Raw genomic sequence first — 21962 nt, forward strand, 5'->3', positions numbered from 1 at the left:
ATGTATGCAACGTCATGATTTAGTTTACTTACAGCGCCATGAGCCATATGACTTTATGAATGCATCTCTACCTTTATCGGTGACCATGGCTGTTGATAATATGATTGAGTCTCAACAACCACTGACGGCTTGTAGACAAGATATAAATGATGTCATCAAGGTTGCGACCAGTTATATAGAGGACGGTCGTAAATATCGATTGGCACTAACGCTATCTACAACTCCTGACGTTATCAAGCCACCTTTAGCGCTTGAGGCTTTAATACCTCAGTTACCGAAAGCGATTCAAAGACCTACTCAACAATTTATTGAACGCTGTGCTTATTTAAATTGTGATGTGCGTGTCTATGGCTCCTTTGCCAATCAATACTTTACGGGTTTGCCTTTTGTGAAACCAACATCAGATTTGGATATTTTAATCGTTGCACACAGCAATAATATTTCACAAATATTATTAGCAGTGGGAGCCTTTAACCTGCTTGCGCAATCTGCCGTGGGTTTAAAGATAGATGGGGAGATAAGATTACATGGATGTAACGACGTATCTTTTAATGAGCTAATCTACGCCATTATGTTTGATGTCCCAACCGTTTTAGTAAAAACCCTTTGTGATATCAAACTTCAAAAAATAGACGTATTACTAGGATGGAATACTGATGAATTTGAACACTTTATTAGATCGCACAAACAAGCCTTTATTGCCCACACAGGCAGTCTGGCAGCAGATTGATGAATTAGCATGTGAAGCTTTATATGATGAATTAAGTCTGGAGAATAAACCAGGATTGGTCTGTCCGTCTAGCAACGGTAGCCACACAGATATGAACCACCTTACCTTTATTAATAGTATCACTTCTTTGAAAGGATATTTTTCCACGTTGAGTCAGTTTGGCCATGATGACAGACCATTCGATGACTTAAAAAATATGGGAATTTACCAAGAAGCAAAAATGAGAGAGGCGACCAACAATATTAACACTCATAAGGGTGCAATATTTAATTTAGGTTTTGTCTGTGCAGCGATTGGTAGATGTATACAAGCAGAAATACCACTAACCGCTAAAAATATCTGTGAGCAATTGGTGGATCGGTGGCAGTTTGATTTAACGACTCGTCTACAGCGTGAGCCAGATAGCCACGGTCAAAAAATGTTTAAGAAGTACGGCATAACTGGTGCTATTGAGATGGTTTCTAATGGCTTTGAGATTATTTTAACTGACGTTTTGCCATGCTTCTATGACACTATCTATAGCACTCGAGATTTTGAAAAAGCCAGCATGCAGTCATTAATGACACTGATATCCGTATTGTCAGATACTAATATCGTGTGGCGAGGCGGGATAAAAGACTTAGAAAATGCGCAAGTGTTAGCGAAGCAGTTTTTGCAAGCAGGGGGCGTACATCAATCAGATTGGCGCCAAAAAGTAAGTAATATCAATCAGTATTTTATTCATAATAACCTCAGCCCAGGTGGCAGTGCTGATCTATTGGCCGTCACGATATTTTTTTATAAGGTGGAAAATGAATTTAATTATCCTATTTAGTGGGCAAGGTCTACAAAGCCAAAAGCACGTGAATGAAATACTGACCTATACCTCAGAGCATGAGCAATCCGTTCTAAGCGCTATAGCACCAGAGTTATTCGATGAAAATTCTGATAGTGATAAGTTGTTTGATAACAAAGTTGCACAACCGTTTATTTATACTTTGCAATATTATCGATGGCATCAGCTACGTCAATTGATTGCAGCACCAACGGCTTTTGCTGGGTATTCTTTGGGAGAGGCAAGTGCCTTTTGTTGTAGTAGCCAACTCACATTTGAGGACGGGTTAGATTTAGTTAGTCAAAGAGCCAACCTCATGCAGCAAGAAGTGACAGAGTCTAGCGGGTTATTAGCAATTAAAGGTGTGCCTGATAGTAAACTGGAACAATTGCTTGAAGAGAGTAAAACCTATCTATCTATCAAGATTAATAGAGACCAATTCATTATAGGGGGTCACAAAAAAAATCTTGAACAGGCTACACAAATTGCCCAGACATTGGGTGCGCAAAATGCACAACTGCTAAATGTATCAGTGCCGTCACATACGGTAATGATGCAAGGTGCGGCAGCAGAGTTCCGTAAATATACAGACTCATTAGCTTTATCCGCTATGACAACACCGATTATTAGTGCAACCGAAGGCGTAAGGTACAGTGAGACAAATCAAGGTTTAGATATCTTGTCACGTCAAATCGATCATGCATTAGATTGGTACCGCTGTATGGAAAGTATTGAAGAATATCAGCCGAGTATGGTGATAGAGATAGGCCCGGGAAATGCTTTGTCCAGAATGGTAAATAACTTGCTACCGCATGTGCCTTGTAGGAGTTGGGATGATTTTCGTAATGTAGATGGATTAAAAGACTGGATAGAAAGAAATCGTTAATGTGCTAGCCGTAAATTTTAGAATACAGAGCCAGATATCTGGTTTTTAGAATATTGTTAATAAAGCTATCAGGTCAAAGTAAATCTTAATGATTTACTTTGACCATAATCAAAAGGTAGGATCTAGATGTTATATGTGTGGTTTATTATTGCAGGGGCATTCGCAGGCGTTAGCGCTGGCTTGTTTGGTGTGGGCGGCGGCATGATTATTGTCCCAGTACTCGTATGGATTTTTACGGCGTATAATTTTCCTCCTGAAGTTATTACTCATCTAGCGATTGGTACTTCTCTTGCGACGATTGTTGTGACCTCTATCAGCTCATTAACGGCTCATAATAAACGTGGTGGTATACGCTGGGAGGTCTGGCGTCATATGGCCTTGGGTCTAGTTATTGGCAGTCTGGTTGGCGCAGGCATTGCTGATATGATTGAAGGTCAGATGCTACAAATTATTATTGGTATTGGTGCATTACTAATGGCGCTAAAAATGTTGTTCTTCTCTAATCAAGAGTCAGTAGAGAAGCCATTACCACCTGCTAGTGTACAGTTTGGGGCGGGTACGGGTATTGGTATGGCATCGTCTATTTTTGGTATTGGCGGTGGTAGTTTGACCGTTCCATTTTTAAATTGGGCAGGCTTGCCCATGAAGCAGTCAGTTGGGACTTCCGCTGCCTGTGGTTTACCGATTGCTTTAGCTGGTGCGGTAGGCTTTGCATGGTTTGGTCAAGACGTGGCCAATCTTCCTGAAGGTACGATAGGCTTTGTACATATTAGTGGCTTCTTATGTATTTCGGTGGCGAGCTTTGCGATGGCAAAAGTTGGTGCCAAGCTTGCCCATGTATTACCGGCCTTGATGCTTAAGCGTGCCTTTGGCTTATTATTGTTAGTGGCTGGTGGACAGTTACTGTTAAGTGGTATTGGCGTATTGTAGGTGGTTTATAAGCCAGCTATTAATCCAATAAGAATCATAGCAATGGATTAAGCGTCTATGTAGGCTATCCATTAAAAGCCAATTTAATAAGTAAAAGTATAGTAGACAGCTCAATTAGGAAAACTGACAAGAATTTTTCTATTATTAAAAAAATGTGAATGGCGTTTCAATCACATAGACCAAAAAAGCCATTCACATCAATCAAGCAGAGATGAAATTATTACTAAGATACCTATTTGAGGCATTGCCAAAGCTCTTACCTTTGTCCAATACCCTAGAAACCTAGACCCACCCTCAAGCCAATTATATTACCGATAGCGTGCAGAATACGCATGCGCATCCAAATCCTCACGTTGAGCTAATATATCAGCAGTTTTGGCTAACGGCTTATTACCGCTTTATACCGATTGAAGCTTCTTTTTTAGCTTCAGATTTGCCAATAACAAACCCGACAAGATTAATATCATCGCTAGCATCTTCCACCATGTCACTACTTCCCCTGTGAGTAGCACTGACGTTGTCATACCGAATACGGGCACTAATAAAGCAAACGGCATCACTTTAGAGGCTGTGTTTTGGCTAAGTAGATGTGCCCAAAGTCCAAAACCAATCAAGGTTGAGATATATACGATAAATCCAAGCGATAACCATGACTTGAGCGATGCCTCTGCAAAAGTCGCCAACTGCCATGCGTCAGTCTCAAATATGAGAGAAGACAGCGTCAAGATTACACAAGCAATGAGACCACCCCACACTACCAGTGCTAGCGCAGATAATGCAGAAGCTTTGTTTTTACCAGTGGTAGGCGAGATGTTAGACGCGCTTGATTCCTGCTGCGCGGACTTTAAGGTTGCTTGAGCCGATGCTTGCTTTGATGCGATATTGCCAAAACTCCAGCCTATTGCCGCAATCAATATACAGACAAATCCAGCCAATGGCATATCACCGCCAAGGTTTAGTGCAATCACGCCCAATCCTAGTACGCCAACTATCATACCGATGATTTGCATTCGATTTACTGCCTCACTCAGCATGACATATGCTAGTAGCACGGTGATAAAAATCTGAATTTGTAGCAATAGCGCGGTCAAGCCTGCCGACGCACCCAAATGCATAGCAGTAAATACAAAGGCATATTGCATGACAAACGTACCGATGGCATAGATAAATAATGTACGGTTGAACTTGGGTGGCTTAAGAAAAAAAACCAGTGGTATAGCTGTAAAGAAAAAACGTAGGGCCGTGAGCATCAGTGGAGGAAAGCTGTCTAGTCCCCACGCAATAAAGGTAAAGTTTACACCCCAAATAAAGGTAACCAGTACAGCTAATGCAGTATATAAAGGGGTCATATAATTGGCCTAAAAAATGATGACTGGTTATTAGAATTATATTCGAGAACATATCACCAGCCATTCTATCACTAGGAACATTGGCAAATTAGCTAAGCGTAAAAATATAACTCATAGGCTTATTTCCAACTTTCAAACTTATTTATCTCTCATTTATTGAGGAATTGTCGTGTGCGCGACAAACTTCTAAGCGCTGTTATGAAATTATGGTCTGTAAGCAAGGAATGTCTTCGACGACAAGCCTTAACTTATCACTAAATAAATTAATCAGGGATGAATGATGAATAGTAATAAAAATGCTTATGGTACCGATACGCTTGATCCAAAAATCAGATCGCGTTTTGTTTATAACAATAACGGCTTGAATGTTCATATTTTAGAAGCAGGGTTTGAAGAAGCAGAGTCTGAGAAAGGAAGCCGACCAGTCGTGCTGCTTTTGCATGGTCATCCAGAGCTGGCCTATAGCTGGCGAAAGCAGCTAGTACCTTTGGCTGACCAAGGCTTTCATGTGATTGCGCCTGACTTACGCGGCAGTGGGAGAACGACAGGGTGGGAAACAGGTTTCGACTGTAATCTTGACCAGTTTAGTTTATATAACAACGTGCAAGACATGATTGGATTGGTATACGCGCTAGGCTATAAATCAGTCGCCGCCGTTGCAGGCCATGACTTTGGTTCTCCTGCAGCAGCGCTATGTAGTTTTATCCGTCCTGATATTTTCAAGTCTTTAATCATCATGAGCACGCCTTGGCCGGGCACGCCGCAATTTCCTTTTGATTCAGCCAACTTATCAAAAGACGCTACAAACTATGATCCAACCTTGACCAAAAGTATGGAAGAGCAGCTTGGCTCTTTAGTACCACCCCGCAAACACTATCAGATGTATTTTGCCTCACCTCATGCTAACGATGAGATTATGAATGCACCTCAGGGAATTCATGATTTTATGCGGGCATACAATCATGCCAAGAGTGGCGACTGGCAAGAGAACAATCCGCACAATCTACAAGCTAAAAACCTTGAAGCGTTTTCTAAAATTCCAAAATACTATGTGATGGATCTGGACAAAAGCATGCCTGAGCAAGTCATGGAGTTTATGCCAACCCAAGCGCAAATAGATGCCTGTGAATGGTTACCCGATAACGAGCTAAAAGTGTTCTCTGATGAATTCACCCGCACGCAATTCCAAGGCACTATGAATTCTTATCGCTGTGCCACCAATCCAAAATATTTCCATGCGATAAAAACCTTCAGCGGTAAATCTATCGATGTGCCCGTGGTATTTATAGCAGGCGAAAAGGACTGGGGGCCGTATCAGAGCTATGGCAACTTTGAAGCGATGAAGGCGAGTATCGCGCAGCTAGAGATTCACTTTGTGAAAGGCGCAGGACACTGGGTGCAGCAAGAGCAGCCAAAAGCGGTGAATGACATCATGATTGAATTTCTCAAAGAGAAAAAATAACAGCGCAAATACTTGGCATTGCGGTTCATTATTTGAATCTGCAATGCACACTACGTGGCTGATTTTGAATATGGCTGACTTTAAAGGTAGCTGACCTTGGAGGTAGCTTGGGAGCAAATAATGAGTAAATATGATGTCGTGGCTATTACGACCAATGATTATAAAAGACAGGCCAAACAACGCTTGCCCAATTTTTTGTTCGATTACATAGAGGGCGGCGCAAATGCTGAGCAAACATTGCAAGCGAATACAGCAGACTTTAAAAGATATACGCTAAGACAGCGAGTCATGCGAGACGTGTCAGCCGTTGATACCTCAACGACTCTTTTTGGAGAGTCCCTGTCGATGCCGTTGGCACTAGCACCTGTCGGTATGGCTGGACTGTTTGCAAGGCGCGGAGAAGTGCAGGCGGCGAGGGCAGCAGAAAAGAATGGCATACCGTTTACCCTGTCTACTGTGGCGATATGTTCGTCTGAAGAAGTGCAAAGTGCGACCAATCAGCCTTTTTGGTTTCAGCTATATATGCTGCGTGATAGGGCACTTGTGCTAGATATGTTGCATCGTGCTGCTGCATCAGGGTGTAAAACGCTGGTATTCACGGTTGATTTGGCGCTGCCTGGTATGCGATTAAGAGACTATCGAAATGGTATGTTAGGTGGTTCTACAAAAGGAAAAATCTCTTACCTAACGCAGTTATTTACGCGGCCAAGATGGTTGCTCGATATTGGTATATTAGGAAAACCACATAGTTTAGGCAATCTGAAACACAAGGTTGAGAGTGCAAGTGACCTTGATCGATACAAAGCGTTTGTAGAGAGTCAGTTTGATCCAAGCGCCACATGGAAGGATATTGCATGGCTTCGCAATAACTGGAGCGGCAATATCATTATCAAAGGCATCATGGATGCAGATGATGCCAAAGCAGCGGTTGATGCAGGTGCAGATGGCATTGTTGTCTCCAACCATGGCGGCCGTCAGCTAGATGGTGTCTCGTCTACCATTGATAAGTTGCCGAGCATAGCGAACAGCGTCGGGCAGCAAACCAAAGTTTTATTGGATGGTGGCATACACAATGGTGTCGATGTCGTGAAGGCCATAGCACTTGGGGCAGACAGTGTCTTGATAGGACGCTCTTGGGTATATGCGATGGCAGCGCAAGGAGAGGCTGGCGTGAACAAGCTATTGGCTCTCTATCAGCAGGAGATAGCTGCGACGATGGGATTGATGGGGGTAAGCCGTATCGAAGAGCTCAATAGCGATGTCATCGAGCGATTCAATCAACCATTCAATAATCCGCTCAGTTAAATACCTTCTATTTGGAGAAGCCATATGACTTGCATGACGACTAAGACTAAGATCATAACCATGACCATGACCATGACCATGACACATGGCATATATCCCGTTGTTCATACGCCATTACATGGAGATGAAAGCATTGATTTTGACGGTTTAAAAGCGTGTTTGGAGTATTACAATCAAACAGATTTACCGGGCGTTACTTTGCTTGGAAGCGGTGGAGAGTTGCCTTATTTTTCAGACAGTGAGCAATATGACATTATTAAGGCAGCTTTTAATTATCTAGACCGTAGTAAGTCAATCATTGCTGGTGTCCATGTGTATAGCAGTACGCAGGCGATAGACAAAATAGCCTCATATAGCACTTACGTTGACTACATATTGCTATTGGTTCCTGATTATTACCAAAGCACTTTTGAAGATTATCTACAAACATTAGAATGTATTGCGCAACACTCTGCAAAACCTATCTTGTTTTACTATTTCCCGCAAATCACCCAAAAGTCATTTACGTCAGAACAGCTAATTACCATTCTTTCAATTGACAATATTATTGGTATCAAGGACAGCTCTGTACATATTCCAACGGCCAAACGCATCTTGTCTAATGTACCTGACACACTATATTTTAGCGGGCTTAGCTTGTTATTAGAGCCCATGATAAAGCTGGGCGCAGTAGGTGCGATTTGTCCTATTGCCTCGGTACTGCCACAGCAAGCACATGAGTATTTTTGTGCCATTAAAAACAGCGATAAAAATCTCACAAAATATAGAGCACCATTAAAGCGTATGTTGCCGATTGTGAATGCATTAAATCTATCGGAAAAAACCCAGTATCTGGCGTTAAGTCTGCTTAGTGCTAGCCCAGTGAAGCTGATAAAAAATGTGACCAGCTCTCACGCTAAAATCAAAGAAGCTCTGAGATTTAAGGGCTTGCCTATTCAAAGAACGGTTAGAGTGCCTTTACCCAGTCTATCTGACACAGAAGCTGAAAAAATTGCGCTAATTATGGATGATTTGGCATCGCTTTGATCGCTTGTTTAATTAGCATCGTGATAGGCTTTTGAGAGTGCATCCATATTGTTGATAACGATTTTTCCGTATTGAATACAGATAAGCTTGTCCCTCTCCATTTGTTTGAGCTCTTTACTAACGCTCTGCCGAGAGACACCTACCATCCTTGCCAAATCTGCGTGTGAGATAGTGATTTCTAGCTCATTGTTTTGTGCTATTTTTGAGCTTTGATTGAGCACAATTCTGTATATGCACCGTGCTAGCCTTTGATGCAAAGGGAGCGTTAGGTTGTCAGTATTAACCTCAAAGGCCACTCGCATTCGGTGAGAAAACATGATTAGGAGCTGAGTATTTATCTCAGGGTGCTTATGGTTAAGTCGAAAAAAATGCCTCTTGCTCAATACATTGACGACAGAATCACCTACTGAATAGGTATTGGTCGCTCTAGGCAACTCATCTATCAGTCCCTGCTCACCAAATGTCTCTCCTGACAACAGCGTACCGATGACAACTTCTGTGCCATCTTGGCTATATATATTACATTTTATTTTACCCGATACTACTTGGTACAGCTCGTTCGATGCCTCCTGTATACGGAATAATGCCTCGCCGTCAGATAGCGTTCGTTGAGTCATCGCTGAACGAATATCCTCTTGAATATCTGCATGGAGTTTTTCAAACCAGTTATAAAATATTAGCGTATTCAGAAGAACGCCCTCATGTGAGTCGAGACTATTAATCTAACATATTTTGGTTTAAACCGTTTTATACGTTTATAAATGATGAAACAGGGAAATAATGATTAGCCACATTTCTAATGACTTAAAAATGGAGGTAGAGTTCAAAGAAAGGCTCTTAATTTTAATTATTTTTATGAGCAGGTCATAATAAATACAATCACTTTGAAAGTCTGTTTGCAGCAGCAATGGACAAGTTTAGCTGCGTTAAGGCGAGATAGTGGGTGATCACATACCTACAAGCATAAGACTACGAAGAATTACCCAACCTAGCACTTATGGAGGGAATGATATGCTAAGTCCTTTAAATCAAAGGTACCGCAGTAGGGTAGGTATTACTATACATAATCTGAGAGATTGTGTGGTTATTGACATACTTATTATAAAACCATTCTAATAACGATCTGAGTTAGTTGTCTAATGCACTTTAATAGAGCTAGAATAAATGGCTAGGTTTTGCTCGAAGATAAACGATGCTTGCTTGATGAGATAAATGGAATTGGCTTTGTAAAAAATAATATCAAGGGATGTTTATATGTTATTGAAAATTGTATTAGGGCTATGTGTGATATGGATAGCAATCTCATTTGGAAAAAAGCTGATCCTACGCAATAAAATACAGAGAAAAGAAAAGGAAGAACGGCTGCTATCTACTTTGAAGCAACACCTAGATAGCGATACTATTGAGTCTAAAAAAGAAATTTTAGAATTTGATGCGTTATGGAAAGAGAGGCTTAGCTCTTTGCTTATTGTAGATTCTAATATTTGGATGAATGAAGAGCATGAAGCATTATTTGAAGAGTTAGAGTGGGTCATGGAAAGGTATCTAAACACTATCAAAATGTCATCCATCCAATTTGACCATATCGTAAACTTAAAGCATTTATCTGACAATAATCCCCAAAGTACGCTTGGCCAGTATGCATTTGCAAGAATTGAAAAACTTCAAACAAAGGGCTTAATCGACATTATCCCTATGCAAGTCGCAGCAAGTGAGCACGTGGATTCTGACGTTATCCCATTCTTAGTAGAGGTTTCAAAAATACATCCTACTACAACACTACTAAGTGATGATAAAGCGCTAGTAGTTCGAGCGAGTCAAATCATGAATGACCAAAGTGCATCTGATTTTATGTCAATCATAGGGGCCGATTTGTATTCCTCAATCAATAACTATCGTGAAAACTTGGAATTTATTGAATTAGGTTTGTAGTACAGTCAAATCCATATAAATCCGCTACATCGTCATCCTTGCTAACCATACTAATATATAACTTGCACTCGGTTTCCTTGTGTTGAACTTATTTGAATTCACCTACATTCAAGATGTTTTTTAGTTAGAAGTTACTACAAATTCGAATTGTCTTCTTTAAGTTTATTGAGCTTCTTGTGCTTTAACTTGATGAACTGGAAAGGCTAGCACTCATCCCAATAAGGATTATCACCGAAACGCTCAGCGATAAAATCAATAAAATAGCGGCATCGCTGAGATAAGAATCTATTCTTTGGATAGACCGCATAGGCCGTTAGCATGGGTAGTTGATATTGCTGCAAGATGGGCACTAGCTCGCCACTGGCTACGGTCTGATAGGTGATAAAGGTTGGCAAAGAGGTAATGCCATGACCTTTCACCGCCATATCACGCAAAAAATCACCATTATTGATTTTTATTTTTGAGTTAACGTCCACCTGATGTTTTTTGCCTTGCTTATCTGTCAATTCCATCGTGTTAGATTTGTTCAAGCTGTATTGCAAAAATTCATGATCTACTAAATCTTCTACCGTTTTTGGTGTGCCCATTTTATCTAGATATTCAGGACTGGCACATAGGGTATGACGGATTAACGATAGGCGTTTGGCCTGATAGCTGGAATCTTGCATCTCTCCAATACGAATGGCCAGTTCAAACCCTTCTTCAACTAAATCCGTATGCCGATCAGAAAAATCCAACTCAAAATTCAGATTGGGATGTTGGTTGGCGTATTCATCAATTATATCCTTTAAATGAAGCAAGCCAAATGATAGTGGTGCGGTCATTTTCAATGTACCTTCGATACGCGTTGGCGCACCACTGGATGCTTCATTTAGTGCGTCAACCTCATTCAGTATGTTACTCACCTTTTGGTAATACTGCTCACCTGCCTGCGTCAAGTTCGATTGGCGTGTGGTTCGACTGATCAACTGACTGCCCAAGCGCGTCTCTAATTCCTTAAGACGGCGGCTGACAGCGGACTTGGCGATATTCAATTGCTCTGCGGCTTTGGTAATGCTGCCTGCTTCGACAATGCGCACAAACATTGCCATGTCTTCTAGTTGCCCCATTTTAGTCACTCCTAATTGTTCTTTAAATGAGAACTTACATTTGCAATTATCGATGTTTATCTATAGTTAGACAACAATTATAATATATCCATAACTTAAACCAATTAACTAATCAATATTTATCATTATTTAACTTCTGAATAACTAAGTTAATAACTAAGTTAATAACTAGGGATAAATGATGCAAACCATCTATCATGCAGCAGACTCTCGTGGCAATGCCAATCATGGCTGGCTAAAAAGCAACCATACCTTCAGCTTTGCTAATTATTACAATCCAGAACGTATGGGCTTTGGCGCGCTACGTGTCATTAATGATGACTTTGTGATTGGCGGGCAAGGTTTTGGTAAGCACTCACACCGTGATATGGAAATTATTACTATTCCCTTATCAGGCAAGCTCAGTCATAGCGATAACATCGGTAATGAAGGTATTATTGCAACGGGTGAAATACAAGTCATGTCAGCCGGCACGGGCATTACTCATAGTGAGATGAATGGCAGTGTGGATGAGGCTGTGCAGTTTTTGCAAATATGGGTGCTCCCTAATAAAATTAATGTCACCCCTCGTTATCAGCAAATGCGTATGGGTGATATCATGCAGCCGAATATGTTCAATCAAGTACTATCGCCAAACGCTGACGATGCAGGTGTCTGGATTCATCAAAATGCATGGTTCAGTATGGGTGACTTTGAGAAAGGCGTGACAGCGTCTTATCAGCTAAAAGATACTAATAATGGTGTTTATCTCTTTGTTATTAGCGGAAAAGCCACTGTAAATGGTAAGACGTTAGGTACTAGAGATGCGCTTGGTATTTGGGGTGCTCAGCAGTTCACTGTGGATATCGAAGAAGACGCCAAAGTATTGCTCATGGAAGTACCGATAACTGCTTAATACTTTTCTATGCTCATTATTTGTAATACACAAAATGTTAAATGGCGAGATTGAATCTAGCATCAGGATTTGAGTACGGCATCTTGGTTTCAAAGGCTAATGGCTATTTATCCCAACGCACCAATATTTTATCCCAACGCACCAATATTCAATTTTAATTCATAAAAACTACTGGAGAAAACCATGTCAAATTTACAAGATTTACAGCAATTAGCAGAAAAACGCCGTTCTATTTACGCGCTAAGCAATCAATTGCCAGTATCGAATGATGAAATAGTAAAGTTGGTTGAGCATGCTATTCTGCACACACCATCAGCGTTCAACTCACAGTCAACGCGCGTTATCGTGTTGTTCGGTGACGAGCATCAAAAGCTATGGCAAATGACGGAAGATACCTTACGTGATATCGTCAATGACGATGAGAAGTTTGTGTCAACCAAGCAAAAAATTGATAGCTTTAAAGCGGGTGCAGGTACGATATTATTCTTTGAAGATCATGCAGTGGTTAAAGGTTTACAAGAAGCGGCACCGTTATATGCTGACAAATTCCCAGTGTGGTCTGAACATACCAGTGCCATGCATCAGTATATGATCTGGATGGCATTATCCAGTTTAGATATCGGTGCAAACTTACAGCATTATAATCCTATCATTGATAGTCAAGTTGCCGACGCTTGGAATGTGGATAAGGACTGGGAGTTGGTTGCACAGATGGTATTTGGTGCGATCGAGCAGCATGCAGGTGACAAAGCGTTTAAGCCTGTAGACAGTCGTTTAAAAGTGTTTGGCTAATAAATCTTAGCTTTGAAGAAAGTAAAACCGATGAACCCGCTATGAATAGATATCATAGCGGGTTCATTGGTTTTTATAAGTGATAAGCAATCAGAAGATTACTGTCATTTTAAATACAGACATTTTAAATACAGTTATTTGAAATATGGGTCTGAATGATGTTCAGGGCATACTTCAGTTAGATTGCAATCAAAGCTCCGACTCTAACACTTATGTTCTGTAAAGCACTTTAACCACGTGCCAGCCAAATTTGGTTTTTACTAAATGTGGGGTGTAGAGTTCACTGCTGAAGCAGACTTTATCAAATGCTGGCACCATGTCGCCTTTTTGAAATTCGCCTAAGCTGCCACCTTTCTTACCTGATGGGCAGTTTGAGTGCTTTTTAGCCAGCACATCAAATTTAGCGCCTTTTTTAAGCTTGACAATAATGTCCTCAGCCACTTCTTTGTGTTTTACTAAAATGTGTAATGCGCTAGCGGTACGAGCCATAACGTAAACCTTTCATAAAATATCGATTATCAAGATATTATATCATGGCTCATCTTGGTTGCTCATCTCAACTGTCGGCTCTACTTTATGCTTAGTTCACTTAGGTTTAGTTGTACGGTTTCTTAAGCGTAGCTCAGTGTTCCATTGTTGAACTAACGCACTTTAAGTCAGCACTCAACAGACATTTAAATAAGCTTGAACCACTTTATATCAAAGGGGCTAAGTCAGAAATAGTAATCAAACCTAACAGCTTCTCTGTTTCTTTTCCATTATGAGTAATAAACAGAACATCAAGATTTCTTTCTTTCTCGTTTATATGGTTCAAAAATAGATCGTAAGCTTTATATATCGAGGTATCACGAGAAATAAACTTATAATTACGTTTAAACTCAATTTCTGGAATCAATTTTTCGACAGTTACTCCGTCTACGATAATCGTTCCATTCTCATCTATTTCAGAAGCCAGCCAACGTGAGATAGTATTGTTATTGATTAACTCTATAATAGCTTCATTTGAATCCAATACTGGAAATTGAGAGAATGATTTTTGCTTCATTTGCTTAAGGATATCATTGATATAATCATCCTTATTTGCCCCCAAGACATCAAATTGAAAGGTAGGGATTACTTTTTTAGGGTTATTTATTGTTTCATAAATTTCATTGAACCTTTCCACCGTCCTATCATGAGGTTCAGCAATAGCCTTATTATCTATTTTAGGGTTATGTACTATTGCATTTCTTAAAGTACCAAAAGATAGCAGTTCATCCTTAAATCTATTCACAACAGTGTTCTTTGAATTTTTTACTTTATTTGTATAACTGACATAATCATCAGCTCTGATTTCCTTTTTAAGGTATTGATCAAGGTTGTTATAAATCTCTAAAAATTTTTCAGAATTATTCATGTTATTCCTAATGTATTCAAGTCCATTTGTAGCAGGTAAGTTTGATATCTAAACATGCTCAATAATACATAATACTAATATTTCAAATTAACCCGTAGTGTTGATTGAAGACCTATCTTCAAACTTTAATAGATTACTCAATGCTAAGCCCTACCTTAATCCGAATCTATGAGCAAACTCACTACAGTTTTAAGAATAATGTAGCCTTCCAAAGACACTAGAACTTTATTGGAACTTTTATTACCCAAAGGTGCAGTTTTTATTACTGCGCGGAACCCATTAGGTAAAGAGGCTATGTAGTGGTCAGAAGGCATCATTATCTAATAAATAAAAAAATTAGGCATCGTTTGGGTAAAACTTGGGCACATGCTTTTTGTAGAGTTTGTATTTCAAGATTGAACAATTATAGCTATATGAGAGTCAGAACCCCTACAGCCTACATTTTACAGACAAAAAAAGCCCCAATCGTGAGATCGGGGCTTTCTAAATTTGGTAAGCATAAGCAGACTCGAACTGCTGACCTCTACTTTATTTATAACACCTTAGGTAATAGTTAACTTTAAAAAACCAAACAAAAAACTATAAAATTATGTAAACGATTGTTAGTATTGGTTACTAATTATCTCTGAAATACTACCGTTTATGCGAAAAATAAATGATTTCTTGAATAAAAAAATAATCAAGAGTTTAGTAGTAATAATCATTATATCTACTTTACCTGCCTGCGATAAATCCCCTTCCGAGCACCTTCAAGCCCTTACCGAAGACAAATACCCTGTGGCAAATATGCCAGATGAGCCGTTAGAAACCCCACTTGAGATTAACATCGAACCCAAGCGCTTAGCCATGACCAGCTCATGGAGCGCAGGGGTAAAAGACGATGGGACGCTTTGGACATGGGGTACAGATGGTTTACTGCGTGATACCAAGACAGGACAAGATCCAACGCCTAGGCAAGTCGAGGGTGTCAATGATGCGGTGGCTGTGTCAGGTGATGGGAGTCATATGTTATTACTCCGTAAAGATGGCACAGTATGGGGCTGGGGTAGCAATAACGAACATCAGATAGATCCTAACGATAAAGATACTTTTATTGAAGAGCTAAGAGAGATTAAGGAGATTAAAGATGTAGTAGATATCGTAGCTGGATCTGACAATTCGCTATTCGTTCTAGCCAATGGTGATGTGTATGCATTAGGTAGTAATAATTTTGGTTTAATCAATGGTAGAACTGCTAAGCACTTAGATAAACCGACTAGAATTAATGGGTTTCAAAGTATTGTATCTATTGATCTAACTATTGGATCAATATTAGCTTTAAGTGAAGAGGGTGAAGTATTTACGACTGGATTAAGAACGACTCAAACGGGAATTCTAGGTATTGAACCCAAGAGGAACGATAGAGGTGAACTATATTACCCACCTAATAAAGTAGAACTTCCAAGTAAAGCAGTGAGTTTAGCAGATGGTAATGGCAGAGTAGTATTACTTGATAATGGTTCAGTTTATAGCTGGGGAAATAGTGTAAACGGTGAAACTGCACAGGGTACAACAAGTAAAGATTTTTCAGTGCCAACAAAAATACAAGGTCTGAATAAAGTTGTTGCTATTAGTGATAGTGCTGCAAATACAGTAAATGGAAAACTATTTATTTGGGGAGCATATGCGACTCGTTCAAATAATGGTAGTTCGATGAATTATTATACTAACCCTATAGAAATAATGAATAATATTCATGTTGAACAGTTTGTAAGAGGAAATAGTTTTCATGGGTTTATTGATAATAACGGATATGCATGGTTCTGGGGCAACAATAGATACGGAGAGAAAGGCACTGGGAAAGTTCAGACTGAAGAGTATATAACCGAAGAAAAACTACTCACTCCTGAAAGATCGCTATTCAATATCCATGCTAATAGATAACTAAATTTTAAAATAAGGAAGAATACTATGTCACAGTCGATTAAAGACATCTTTTATCATGCACTACTAGCTCGTGCTGCTTACGCAAACATGGAAGATAATGATACATCTTGGGATGAATTAACAAAGAGAGATGGTCAGTCTAAGATGCACGAAGCCATGGCTGACTTTATCCAATCCCGCTTTGACTTTGTGGCATCGTCCTTAGATAACAATGGCAGTATTGAATATGAGTATTCACTAGACCCTCTCGACCCGGCTAACCCTGCAAATCATGTCAACGTAAACGTAGATGGCTATGACGGTATTATATTCAAAGAGAAAGGTAATTACGTTCTAGCCAATAGAGGTACTGAATTTGAATTTGATAGTTTGGATAAAATAATTTCTTCGTTCGCTGACTTGTATGCAGATGTGGTTCATCTTGCTGTAGAAGGTAAGGCTGAAAACCAAATCGAAACCATGCAAGCGTTTTTAGAGGATATAAAAGCGCAAGAGGGCTTAGGCGAAGATGCTGTTATTACTACCACAGGTCATAGCTTGGGAGGTTATCTATCAGCAGAAGCAGTATTAGATTCTACTATGGATATCAGTCATGCTTATGGGTTCAATGGTGCAGGAGTGCATATTGAAGCTGATCCGCTAACATGGGCAGCCGAAGCTAATGAGCATCTTTCAGGGCTCGTAGATGCTTTTGAAGAGTATAGGGAAAGTTCCCAATTCTGAACGCTAAAAATTTAATTAAATTTTGGAGATGATAATGAGTTTACCTATTTTCCAAGAGATGTGGTCGAGATATTTTTTTATTTATAATACTAATATATAAATAAAAAGGAGAGATGAATTGAGAACTATAAAATCCCTGCTCTTATTATTGTTTTTAGCTTTGGTAGGTTGCTCAAATGATAGACCTAATAGAGTTGAAAAATTTAATTCGGACTGGTACACAAAAGCTGAGATTAATGGAATAAAAAATCCATATCAGGTTGAGGAGCATATATATACTTATGCTGGATATAATGAACAAGACCTAGAAAATGATAACTCGCCTAATAATTATTGTATTTTTAGAATTTATAGTTTAGATGATGAGATATATATCAATGATAATGATAATGATAATTCTATTGAATATTTACGTCAGCTTGATGGAAAAATATTAAAGAAAAATATTTTATATGGGCATAGTGGGAAAAAAGTAAAAACTACTTGGATAAAAAAATAAATATTCCTAATAATATATTTAATTTACTAAATTTAAATTTGGAAAATTTACCTAGTAGTATTAATCCTATAGAGAATAGGTTTTTAGAGTGTCTATATTTCTTTAATGATAAAAATTCAAAGTCTTTTTTTATAAATAAGTATGGTTTAGAATTTTTTGAGAAGCTTAATAAAAGTAACGATAAAGCTTATAAAAAAGAAGTATTTAACAGAACTTTAAATAACCCTGAATCCTTGGTTCGGTTCGAATTTTACTGCTCTGGAAATAGAGTGGAATTTTATGATAATTCTAATAATATATTAATCAATTTATCATTTCAGTTACCTAATAAAACATATCCAAACCCTAGCTGTTCTGCATTTAATCAAGTTATAAAGGAGTAATGCTATGACTATACCTACTTTCCAAGAGATGTGGTCGAAATATTCGTTTAGTGACGAAAAGTACTCAGCATCACAAGCTGGGGAAGTCAATTGAAACGACTAAGACCCTTACTCTGCTCGTTAATGTTCGTTCTATTAGGTTGTTCAGAAGAGCCAAAACCTGAAAATGGCTTTGAAGACTTCGCATCCAATGAAGAAAGCTATTATAACAACAGTATCAATGGTGTCACAAACCCTTACGGTGTTGAAAAAAATATCTACCTTTACTCTGGTTACGATAAACAAGGTCTTGAGAACGATCATCAAGCTTTTAACTATTGTCACTTTAAAGTATTTAAAATAAAAAATGATTTTGATATTGGTTCACAAAGTCTACAAGATTATCTTAAAAAATTTGATAATCGATATTTAAAAGAAAACCCAAATAGCTTACATGGAGACTATGGAGGAGTAGTTGAAACAACTTGGATACAGCAGAAGGAAATGGATGAGAAAATTTTTAACCCACTTAATATTAATTTGAAAGATTATTATGGACAAGAAATCAATATACCGCCTGGTCAAGCAAGGTTTGAGGAGTGCATAGATTTTATCCATGATGATAAAGAAGTAAAAACGTATATTCGTAAATATAATCATTATTTCAGTGAAAGTTTTAGTCAAGGAGAGGAAGTTAAATATAACAAAGGAGACTTTCTACAAGTAATTGACAACCCTGATACATTAGTTAAATTTAAACTAGCTTGTATCAGTACTATCGTTGAATTCTACGATCCTGATAAAAAATTTCTAATACGTCTCTCGTTTCAAACACATGACAGTTACCCTGAATGCTAACTTTAAGAAATAATTTTGGAGATAAAAATGAGTTTACCAACTTTTCAAGAAATGTGGTCAAAATATTTATTTAATAATAAAGCGCCAAAAATAGGTGATGATTTAAAAGATTATATGTGTTTCTTAGCATGTTCTAATATCTCGTGTTGAATATACTACAATTGAAAAAATATGAATATATAGTATGAGGATTTCAATGAAAGCTGATACCAAGCAATAGATTTAAAGTTAAAATTCGAAGTAGAGGTCAAAAAGAGGATTTCAATTTTAAGGGTTTTTAAAGGTTGGTCACCATTTGGCCACCGTCACTTTTTCAAATGATTTAAAACTGATTAAATAATCCTAACTATGAGTCGATGCAAGCAAGAAATTTTCTCTACAGCCCATATATTACAGACAAAAAAAGCCCCAATCGTGAGATCGGGGCTTTCTAAATTTGGTAGGCATAAGCAGACTCGAACTGCTGACCTCTACCATGTCAAGGTAGCGCTCTAACCAACTGAGCTATACGCCTATTTAGGTCATGCATTTTAGCAAGTTTTTCAAACTTTGCAAGCCTTTTCTATCAGAATATCGCCTTATTATTATTATATTTAGAAATGAGATATAGATTGACTTCCTTAAGATGATTATTATGTATTTTTACTAAATATTTAATTAAACTGGTTTAGTTTTTATTGTTAATTAAAGTGTGAAATCAAATGAATAAGCATCTATAACTGCTATGATATCTCTGGAAACGAGGTGATTATCATCATGATCATAAGTTAAAACCAATCATATTTCACAAAAGTTAAATAAAAATCAGAAGAACCGGAGAATAAGATGGGTCTATTGGTAGATGGGCAATGGCAAGACAAATGGTATGACACAGAATCTAGCGGTGGGCGTTTTGAGCGTGAAGATGCAGGCTTTAGAAACTGGGTCACAGTAGATGGCAGCGCAGGACCATCAGGGGTAGGCGGTTTTAAAGCTGAGCCTAATCGCTATCATTTATATGTGTCTTTGGCCTGTCCTTGGGCACACCGTACTTTGATTTATCGTAAGCTCAAAGGCTTAGAGAATATGATTTCACTGTCTGTCGTTCATCCGTTTATGGGTGAGAATGGTTGGACGTTTGCAGCGGGAGAAGGGGTTATTGCTGATCCATTGAACCATGTGTCGAATGCCTATGAGATTTATATCGCGGCAAAACCAGACTATACAGGGCGCGTCACGGTGCCTATCTTATGGGATAAGAAAACCAATACCATCGTTAGCAATGAGTCGTCAGAAATTATTCGTATGTTTAATTCAGCTTTCGCCGAAGTTGGTGCTGTAGCGGGTGATTTTTTACCGACTGAGTTATTAACAGAAATAGATGAGATTAATGCCTTTGTCTATTCTGCGATAAATAATGGTGTATATAAAGCAGGGTTTTCGACCACACAAGAGGCTTATGAAGAAGCCGTGACCGCACTATTCGACGCACTAGATACGTTAGAGGTACGTTTGTCAGGTCAGCGCTATTTGGTAGGTAGTACCATAACAGAGGCCGATTGGAGACTGTTTACGACTTTGGTACGTTTTGATGCTGTGTATGTCGGGCATTTTAAATGTAATCTGCGTCGTATCGTGGATTACCCACATCTGTGGGGATATCTGCGTGATTTATACCAAGTGCCAGGTATTGCAGAGACGGTAAATATGACGCATATCAAGCAGCATTATTACACCAGTCATGCCAATATTAATCCTACGCGCATCATACCTGCTGGCCCAGTGATTGATTTTAATGAGCCACATAACCGTGCACGTCTATAGTTTTATTTATCAAAAAATATTCAAAAAAAGCCCCAACTGCTTAATAGTAGTTGGGGCTTTTTTTGTGAGATTAAATGTGGTTTAACTATTATTAAGCATTGTTTAGCTGACGTGCTGCTTCTAGAGCAAAGTAAGTCAAGATACCATCAGCACCAGCGCGGCGGAAGCCAATCAGTGATTCTAGAATTACTGCATCACTCAACCAGCCGTTTTGAATGGCTGCCATGTGCATGGCGTATTCACCAGAGACTTGATAAGCAAAGGTTGGTACACCGAAAGTATTTTTAACTTCACGAATCAAATCTAAGTATGGCTGACCAGGTTTAATCATCACCATATCAGCGCCTTCATTGATGTCCATGGCCACCTCATGCAACGCTTCTGCACGATTGCCAAAATCCATCTGATACTGTTTCTTATGGCCGCCTTTTAGGTTGCCAGCACTGCCTACAGCATCACGGAATGGGCCATAATAAGAAGAGGCGTATTTGGCTGAATAGGCCATGATAGCGGTATTGACAAAGCCTTCAGATTCTAGGGCATCACGCATGGCTTTGATACGGCCATCCATCATATCGCTCGGTGAGATAATATCAGCCCCTGCGCGTGCATGTACCAACACTTGCTTCACCAATACTTCGACGGTTGCATCATTGACCACATAACCGCTGTCATCGAGCAGACCATCTTGACCATGTGAGGTGTAAGGGTCTAGCGCCACATCAGTCATGACCACCATTTCTGGTACGGCATCCTTCACCGCTTTTACCGTACGTGCTGTCAGGGCGTTTTCGTCATACGCTGATCTACCATCCGGTGTCTTTAGTGAGTTATCAATCACAGGGAAGATATCGATGGTCGTAACACCTTCTGCCAATAGCTCTTTGGCATATTTAATCAGTAGGTCAATGGATAGGCGCTCGACACCTGGCATACTCGCAATTGTTTCGCGCTGGTTTTCGCCTTCTAATACAAAGACGGGAGCGATGAAATGCTTAGGATGTAGTTCAACTTCACGAATCATCGCTCGCACGTTATCGTTATAACGTAGACGGCGCAAGCGAGTAGCAGGGTATTGGCGATTAAAAGTGTAAGTCATCATAATTCCTTATTTTAATTACAATCAGGGTTATTCGGATGTTAACTGCGTCAGGCTCTGTTAGAT

General features: G+C 39.2%; 22 protein-coding genes and 1 tRNA gene. 16 read left to right on the forward strand and 7 right to left on the reverse strand.

The annotated features are described in order from the left end of the window. The first annotated feature begins 4 nt into the window (after positions 1-4). The 4 genes from mdcG (at position 5) to I6E83_RS03055 (ending at position 3360) form a co-directional block, all read left to right on the forward strand. Positions 5-730: a malonate decarboxylase holo-[acyl-carrier-protein] synthase gene (gene mdcG, locus I6E83_RS03040; protein WP_197099930.1), complete on the forward strand. Its 726-nt coding sequence runs from the start codon at positions 5-7 to the stop codon at positions 728-730. Further along, positions 657-1544: a triphosphoribosyl-dephospho-CoA synthase MdcB gene (gene mdcB / locus I6E83_RS03045; RefSeq protein WP_197099931.1), complete on the forward strand. Its 888-nt coding sequence runs from the start codon at positions 657-659 to the stop codon at positions 1542-1544. Before mdcG ends, mdcB begins: the two co-directional genes overlap by 74 nt. Further along, positions 1522-2430, forward strand: a complete 909-nt coding sequence (gene mdcH / locus I6E83_RS03050; protein ID WP_197099932.1) for a malonate decarboxylase subunit epsilon — start codon at positions 1522-1524, stop codon at positions 2428-2430. The genes mdcB and mdcH overlap by 23 nt, the downstream gene beginning before the upstream one ends. A 126-nt stretch (positions 2431-2556) precedes the next feature. Then, positions 2557-3360 carry a sulfite exporter TauE/SafE family protein gene (locus I6E83_RS03055; protein WP_197099933.1) on the forward strand — a complete coding sequence of 268 codons (804 nt, stop codon included), beginning with the start codon at positions 2557-2559 and terminating at the stop codon, positions 3358-3360. A 398-nt stretch (positions 3361-3758) separates the two neighbouring features. Here the strand turns inward: I6E83_RS03055 and I6E83_RS03060 are convergent, their stop codons facing one another. Then, positions 3759-4709 carry an EamA family transporter gene (locus I6E83_RS03060; RefSeq protein ID WP_197099934.1) on the reverse strand — a complete coding sequence of 317 codons (951 nt, stop codon included), beginning with the start codon at positions 4707-4709 and terminating at the stop codon, positions 3759-3761. 280 nt (positions 4710-4989) lie between these two features. Here I6E83_RS03060 and I6E83_RS03065 point away from each other — a divergent pair, with 280 nt between their 5' ends. The 3 genes from I6E83_RS03065 to I6E83_RS03075 all read left to right on the forward strand — a co-directional run bounded on the left by I6E83_RS03065 (position 4990) and on the right by I6E83_RS03075 (position 8502). Continuing rightward, entirely contained in the window at positions 4990-6171 is a 1182-nt protein-coding gene (locus I6E83_RS03065; protein WP_197099935.1) for an alpha/beta fold hydrolase, read from the forward strand. 120 nt (positions 6172-6291) lie between these two features. Beyond that, a complete protein-coding gene (locus tag I6E83_RS03070; protein ID WP_197099936.1) occupies positions 6292-7476 on the forward strand; it encodes an L-lactate dehydrogenase in 1185 nt (394 codons plus the stop codon). A gap of 60 nt (positions 7477-7536) precedes the next feature. After that, positions 7537-8502 carry a dihydrodipicolinate synthase family protein gene (locus I6E83_RS03075; RefSeq protein ID WP_197099937.1) on the forward strand — a complete coding sequence of 322 codons (966 nt, stop codon included), beginning with the start codon at positions 7537-7539 and terminating at the stop codon, positions 8500-8502. Between the two features lie 8 nt (positions 8503-8510). On the opposite strand, the gene I6E83_RS03080 is transcribed toward I6E83_RS03075, so the two are convergent. Continuing rightward, positions 8511-9119, reverse strand: coding sequence for a Crp/Fnr family transcriptional regulator (locus tag I6E83_RS03080; protein WP_197099938.1), 609 nt, complete (start codon positions 9117-9119; stop codon positions 8511-8513). A gap of 637 nt (positions 9120-9756) precedes the next feature. Between I6E83_RS03080 and I6E83_RS03085 the strand changes: the two genes are divergently transcribed. Further along, positions 9757-10434, forward strand: coding sequence for a hypothetical protein (locus I6E83_RS03085; protein WP_197099939.1), 678 nt, complete (start codon positions 9757-9759; stop codon positions 10432-10434). Positions 10435-10637: 203 nt separating this feature from the next. On the opposite strand, the gene I6E83_RS03090 is transcribed toward I6E83_RS03085, so the two are convergent. After that, complete coding sequence (locus I6E83_RS03090; RefSeq protein WP_197099940.1) at positions 10638-11543, reverse strand: LysR family transcriptional regulator; 906 nt, start codon at positions 11541-11543, stop codon at positions 10638-10640. 181 nt (positions 11544-11724) lie between these two features. Between I6E83_RS03090 and I6E83_RS03095 the strand changes: the two genes are divergently transcribed. Beyond that, positions 11725-12438, forward strand: coding sequence for a pirin family protein (locus tag I6E83_RS03095; RefSeq protein WP_197099941.1), 714 nt, complete (start codon positions 11725-11727; stop codon positions 12436-12438). Between the two features lie 183 nt (positions 12439-12621). Next, positions 12622-13230 (forward strand): nitroreductase family protein, encoded by a 609-nt coding sequence (locus I6E83_RS03100; RefSeq protein WP_197099942.1) that lies wholly within the window; start codon positions 12622-12624, stop codon positions 13228-13230. A 210-nt stretch (positions 13231-13440) separates the two neighbouring features. Here I6E83_RS03100 and I6E83_RS03105 read toward each other — a convergent pair whose 3' ends face one another. Together I6E83_RS03105 and I6E83_RS03110 are read right to left on the reverse strand one after the other, a co-directional pair. Next, positions 13441-13719, reverse strand: a complete 279-nt coding sequence (locus tag I6E83_RS03105) for a peptidylprolyl isomerase (protein ID WP_194198313.1) — start codon at positions 13717-13719, stop codon at positions 13441-13443. A gap of 205 nt (positions 13720-13924) precedes the next feature. Then, positions 13925-14626 (reverse strand): CBS domain-containing protein, encoded by a 702-nt coding sequence (locus tag I6E83_RS03110; protein WP_197099943.1) that lies wholly within the window; start codon positions 14624-14626, stop codon positions 13925-13927. Between the two features lie 642 nt (positions 14627-15268). On the opposite strand from I6E83_RS03110, the gene I6E83_RS03115 reads away from it, so the two are divergent. From I6E83_RS03115 to I6E83_RS03135, 5 genes are all read left to right on the forward strand, one after another. Further along, complete coding sequence (locus I6E83_RS03115; protein WP_197099944.1) at positions 15269-16549, forward strand: RCC1 domain-containing protein; 1281 nt, start codon at positions 15269-15271, stop codon at positions 16547-16549. A gap of 27 nt (positions 16550-16576) precedes the next feature. Then, positions 16577-17275: a hypothetical protein gene (locus I6E83_RS03120; protein ID WP_197099945.1), complete on the forward strand. Its 699-nt coding sequence runs from the start codon at positions 16577-16579 to the stop codon at positions 17273-17275. 118 nt (positions 17276-17393) lie between these two features. Beyond that, positions 17394-17774: a hypothetical protein gene (locus I6E83_RS03125; protein WP_197099946.1), complete on the forward strand. Its 381-nt coding sequence runs from the start codon at positions 17394-17396 to the stop codon at positions 17772-17774. After that, complete coding sequence (locus tag I6E83_RS03130; RefSeq protein WP_197099947.1) at positions 17759-18157, forward strand: hypothetical protein; 399 nt, start codon at positions 17759-17761, stop codon at positions 18155-18157. Before I6E83_RS03125 ends, I6E83_RS03130 begins: the two co-directional genes overlap by 16 nt. Before the next feature lie 123 nt (positions 18158-18280). After that, complete coding sequence (locus I6E83_RS03135; protein ID WP_197099948.1) at positions 18281-18994, forward strand: hypothetical protein; 714 nt, start codon at positions 18281-18283, stop codon at positions 18992-18994. 437 nt (positions 18995-19431) lie between these two features. On the opposite strand, the gene I6E83_RS03140 is transcribed toward I6E83_RS03135, so the two are convergent. Next, a tRNA-Val gene (locus I6E83_RS03140) sits at positions 19432-19508 on the reverse strand. Positions 19509-19819: 311 nt separating this feature from the next. On the opposite strand from I6E83_RS03140, the gene I6E83_RS03145 reads away from it, so the two are divergent. Next, on the forward strand, positions 19820-20797 hold the full coding sequence (locus tag I6E83_RS03145) for a glutathione S-transferase family protein (protein WP_197099949.1): 978 nt from the start codon (positions 19820-19822) through the stop codon (positions 20795-20797). 91 nt (positions 20798-20888) lie between these two features. Here the strand turns inward: I6E83_RS03145 and hemB are convergent, their stop codons facing one another. Further along, complete coding sequence (gene hemB, locus I6E83_RS03150) at positions 20889-21896, reverse strand: porphobilinogen synthase (RefSeq protein WP_197099950.1); 1008 nt, start codon at positions 21894-21896, stop codon at positions 20889-20891. Positions 21897-21962 lie beyond the last annotated feature (66 nt).

This window comes from Psychrobacter sp. SZ93C1 (assembly GCF_015864635.1).
GTDB lineage: Bacteria > Pseudomonadota > Gammaproteobacteria > Pseudomonadales > Moraxellaceae > Psychrobacter > Psychrobacter fozii.

Coding starts and splice junctions, on each gene's coding strand:
- mdcG (WP_197099930.1), top strand. CDS start 5: ATGCAACGTCATGATTTAGTTTACTTACAGCGCCATGAGCCATATGAC.
- mdcB (WP_197099931.1), top strand. CDS start 657: ATGAATTTGAACACTTTATTAGATCGCACAAACAAGCCTTTATTGCCC.
- mdcH (WP_197099932.1), top strand. CDS start 1,522: ATGAATTTAATTATCCTATTTAGTGGGCAAGGTCTACAAAGCCAAAAG.
- I6E83_RS03055 (WP_197099933.1), top strand. CDS start 2,557: ATGTTATATGTGTGGTTTATTATTGCAGGGGCATTCGCAGGCGTTAGC.
- I6E83_RS03060 (WP_197099934.1), bottom strand. CDS start 4,709: ATGACCCCTTTATATACTGCATTAGCTGTACTGGTTACCTTTATTTGG.
- I6E83_RS03065 (WP_197099935.1), top strand. CDS start 4,990: ATGAATAGTAATAAAAATGCTTATGGTACCGATACGCTTGATCCAAAA.
- I6E83_RS03070 (WP_197099936.1), top strand. CDS start 6,292: ATGAGTAAATATGATGTCGTGGCTATTACGACCAATGATTATAAAAGA.
- I6E83_RS03075 (WP_197099937.1), top strand. CDS start 7,537: ATGACCATGACCATGACCATGACACATGGCATATATCCCGTTGTTCAT.
- I6E83_RS03080 (WP_197099938.1), bottom strand. CDS start 9,119: ATGACTCAACGAACGCTATCTGACGGCGAGGCATTATTCCGTATACAG.
- I6E83_RS03085 (WP_197099939.1), top strand. CDS start 9,757: ATGTTATTGAAAATTGTATTAGGGCTATGTGTGATATGGATAGCAATC.
- I6E83_RS03090 (WP_197099940.1), bottom strand. CDS start 11,543: ATGGGGCAACTAGAAGACATGGCAATGTTTGTGCGCATTGTCGAAGCA.
- I6E83_RS03095 (WP_197099941.1), top strand. CDS start 11,725: ATGCAAACCATCTATCATGCAGCAGACTCTCGTGGCAATGCCAATCAT.
- I6E83_RS03100 (WP_197099942.1), top strand. CDS start 12,622: ATGTCAAATTTACAAGATTTACAGCAATTAGCAGAAAAACGCCGTTCT.
- I6E83_RS03105 (WP_194198313.1), bottom strand. CDS start 13,719: ATGGCTCGTACCGCTAGCGCATTACACATTTTAGTAAAACACAAAGAA.
- I6E83_RS03110 (WP_197099943.1), bottom strand. CDS start 14,626: ATGAATAATTCTGAAAAATTTTTAGAGATTTATAACAACCTTGATCAA.
- I6E83_RS03115 (WP_197099944.1), top strand. CDS start 15,269: ATGCGAAAAATAAATGATTTCTTGAATAAAAAAATAATCAAGAGTTTA.
- I6E83_RS03120 (WP_197099945.1), top strand. CDS start 16,577: ATGTCACAGTCGATTAAAGACATCTTTTATCATGCACTACTAGCTCGT.
- I6E83_RS03135 (WP_197099948.1), top strand. CDS start 18,281: ATGTTCGTTCTATTAGGTTGTTCAGAAGAGCCAAAACCTGAAAATGGC.
- I6E83_RS03145 (WP_197099949.1), top strand. CDS start 19,820: ATGGGTCTATTGGTAGATGGGCAATGGCAAGACAAATGGTATGACACA.
- hemB (WP_197099950.1), bottom strand. CDS start 21,896: ATGACTTACACTTTTAATCGCCAATACCCTGCTACTCGCTTGCGCCGT.